The 3022-nt window shown below is 34.4% G+C and carries 4 protein-coding genes and 1 pseudogene; all 5 read right to left on the bottom strand.

Annotation, left to right across the window (positions count from 1 at the left end; translation table 11 throughout):
- Nucleotides 1–58: 58 nt before the first annotated feature.
- Nucleotides 59–460 carry a transcription antitermination factor NusB gene (nusB, locus tag ENO17_03245; GenBank protein HER24052.1) on the bottom strand — a complete coding sequence of 134 codons (402 nt, stop codon included), beginning with the start codon at nt 458–460 and terminating at the stop codon, nt 59–61.
- Nucleotides 461–526: 66 nt separating this feature from the next.
- Nucleotides 527–952, bottom strand: coding sequence for an Asp23/Gls24 family envelope stress response protein (locus ENO17_03240; protein HER24051.1), 426 nt, complete (start codon nt 950–952; stop codon nt 527–529).
- A gap of 122 nt (nt 953–1074) precedes the next feature.
- Nucleotides 1075–1632: an elongation factor P gene (efp, locus tag ENO17_03235; GenBank protein ID HER24050.1), complete on the bottom strand. Its 558-nt coding sequence runs from the start codon at nt 1630–1632 to the stop codon at nt 1075–1077.
- A 17-nt stretch (nt 1633–1649) separates the two neighbouring features.
- A pseudogene (locus tag ENO17_03230) lies at nt 1650–2875 on the bottom strand (serine hydroxymethyltransferase).
- 63 nt (nt 2876–2938) lie between these two features.
- Nucleotides 2939–3022: metallopeptidase (locus tag ENO17_03225; GenBank protein HER24049.1), on the bottom strand; the 84-nt coding region annotated here is incomplete at its 5' end.

Genomic DNA, 3022 nt, shown 5'->3' with positions numbered 1-3022 from the left:
GTATATATTTTTGATTCTATAAAATTATTCATCATTTTTCAGTCTATCTTTTTATGCTTTATTCTTCTTTATTTATTTTTCCTAAAACTCCGTTAACAAAACTAAAAGAACTTTTGGTTCCATATTTTTTAGCTAATTCCACTGCTTCGTTGATAGAGACACTTTTAGGTATATTTTTTAGGAATAATATTTCATAAATTGCTATCCGAAGAATGCTTCTATCAATGTTGGTAATTCTTTCCAAAGACCAATTGTTAGTAGAAAGGTTAATGACCTTATCTATCTCAATTAGATTACTTAACACTCCTTTTACCAAGATAAAAGAAAATTCTTTAACTTCATCTAAAAGTTCATCATTTTCAAAAGTATATTTCAGCGCTTCTTCCATATTAGTGTTAACTAAATCAATTTGAAACAAGGCTTTTAAGGCCATTTCTCGGGATAATCTTCGTCCTCCCATTAGTCCTCCTGTTAATACAGATTACCTTCATATAATATAGCGTTTGAGTTAAAATCAAATACAGTATTAGAAAACTTCAACGAATAGATTGGAAGCAACCAAATTTTTCTTGCTTTGGGTCTTCTTGGGAAACTGGATTCCTTGAATATGTATATCTATTTTATTAATTTTAATTCCTAATTTTTTCAATAAATTATCTTTCACTCTATTTTGAATATCCCAGGCTATATCGGGCATCCTTACTCCGTATTTGATAATAATATATAAATTTATCAAAGGTTTATTCTCTTTTATCTCTACTTTTATGGTACGGACCGCTTTTTCTATTTTGTTTTCGATAATATCTCCCTTTAACATGTCAGTTATTTCCTTTATGATTGACTTTCTGCTGCTAACTACCCCTTTAACATCAGCCAAATTTAAACTAACCATAATCTCAATGGTTTCTTTGGTAATATTTATTTCACCTAAATCGGTTTTAATAGTCTGCATTGATTGTCGCTCCTCGCACCCGTATCTTTAGTATCTCGTATCTAACATCTCGTTAGAGAAATATATTTTAGACATTCAAATTATTAATATCCCTATTATTTGTTTGTTTGCGAGATATTAATTTACTCTCTTTCTATATATCTCTTATCTCTGGTATCTATTTTAATAATATCGCCTTCTTTGATAAACAAAGGGACTTGAATGATAGCCCCGGTCTCCAAAGTTGCTGGTTTTAGCGCACCGGATACCGTATTTCCCTTTACTCCTGGCATGGTACTAATAATTTTTAAGTTCATAAAATTAGGTAATTCAGCACCAATTAGCTCACCCTTACAGAATATTACATCCACATCATTACCTTCTTTTAAAAAATCAGTTATTTCGCTTATCTGTTCTTTGGATAAAGAAATTTGCTCGTAATTTTCTTTATTCATGAAACAATAATTACTACCGTCATTGTATAGATACTGCATAGTTTTTCTATCTATGATAGCCTGCTCCATCTTTTCTCCTGCTCTAAATGTTTTATCGGTGATAAGTCCGGTTTTCACATTTTTAAGCTTAGTTCTTACAAAAGCTCCCCCCTTGCCAGGTTTAACATGTTGAAATTCAACAATGCTATAAATATCCTCATTTATTTCGATAGTCAATCCTCTTTTAAAATCGCTGGTAGAAATCAAGATAAAACCTCCCTCTTTTAAGCAAATCTTTTACAAAAACTTTCTACTTCTTTTTTTACTTCATCTTTTATTTCCTGATTATCCGTATCATTCAACACTCTATTGATCAATCCGGCTATTATTTCCATCTCTTCTTCTTTCATTCCCCGGATAGTTACTGCTGGAGTTCCGATCCTTATGCCACTGGTGATCATGGGTTTTTGCGGGTCAAAAGGCACCGCATTTTTGTTTACGGTGATCCCGGCATCCTCGAGGGCTTTCTCCGCTTGCTTTCCTGTAAGCCCTTTATTTCTTAAATCTACTAACATCAAGTGATTATCAGTGCCACCGGATACTAAATTATAACCTAACTCCATCAATTTACTTGCCAGAGCCCGGGCATTTAAGATGATCTGCTTCTGATAATCAAAAAATTCGCTGGTCATTGCCTCTTTAAAACAGACTGCCTTGGCTGCTATAACGTGCATTAAGGGACCGCCCTGAATCCCCGGGAATATGGTTTTGTCAATAGCTCGAGCATGTTCTTCTGTACACAATATTAAACCGCCTCTGGGCCCTCTTAAAGTTTTATGAGTGGTAGTGGTTACAAAGTGACAATAGGGTACTGCACTTTGATGTAAACCGGCTACGACTAATCCAGCAATATGGGCAATATCGGCCATTAAATAAGCTCCTACTTCATCAGCAATAGATCTGAAAGTAGAGAAATCTATCTCACGTGGATAGGCACTCGCTCCGGCTATGATCAATTTTGGTCTATTTTTTATAGCCAAATCTCTTAAATTACCATAATCTATTCGTTCAGTATCTTTATCTACTCCATAAGGTATAATATTAAAGAATCTTCCGGAAAAGTTTACCGGGCTTCCATGAGTAAGATGGCCACCGTGAGAAAGATTCATGGCTAAAATGGTATCGCCCACCTCTAATACACTGAAATAAACTGCCATATTTGCCTGTGAACCGGAATGAGGCTGAACATTGGCATGTTCTGCCTTAAATATCTTTTTAGCCCTTTCAATCGCCATATTTTCTACAATATCAATGTATTTACATCCACCATAGTATTCTTGCCCGGATAACCTTCTGCATATTTATTGGTCAAAACTGAACCTTGGGCTTCTAATACCGCCGAAGAAACGAAATTTTCCGAGGCTATTAATTCTATGGTATTTTTTTGCCTATTTTCCTCATTCTTAATGGCATCAAATATCTCCGGATCTATTTTTTTTAGATCGTCCATATATTTCCTCCAAATTAATTATTATTGTAGGGGTCGGATTTATCCGACCCGTCCTAATATTGTTTACAGGTTTAATAGTTTTGGAAACCAGGTTAGTATTTCATAACTTTCATCAGTTATCAGCACAGAATCTTCAATCCTAACCCC

This window comes from Candidatus Atribacteria bacterium (assembly GCA_011056645.1).
Lineage (GTDB): Bacteria > Atribacterota > Phoenicimicrobiia > Phoenicimicrobiales > Phoenicimicrobiaceae > Sediminicultor > Sediminicultor quartus.
The sequence above is the reverse complement of the archived record's forward strand: the minus strand, read 5'-3'. Positions and strand labels throughout refer to the sequence as shown.

Excerpts from the sequence above, each read along its gene's own strand:
- nusB (HER24052.1), bottom strand. The coding sequence starts at position 460 with ATGGGAGGACGAAGATTATCCCGAGAAATGGCCTTAAAAGCCTTGTTT.
- ENO17_03240 (HER24051.1), bottom strand. The coding sequence starts at position 952 with ATGCAGACTATTAAAACCGATTTAGGTGAAATAAATATTACCAAAGAA.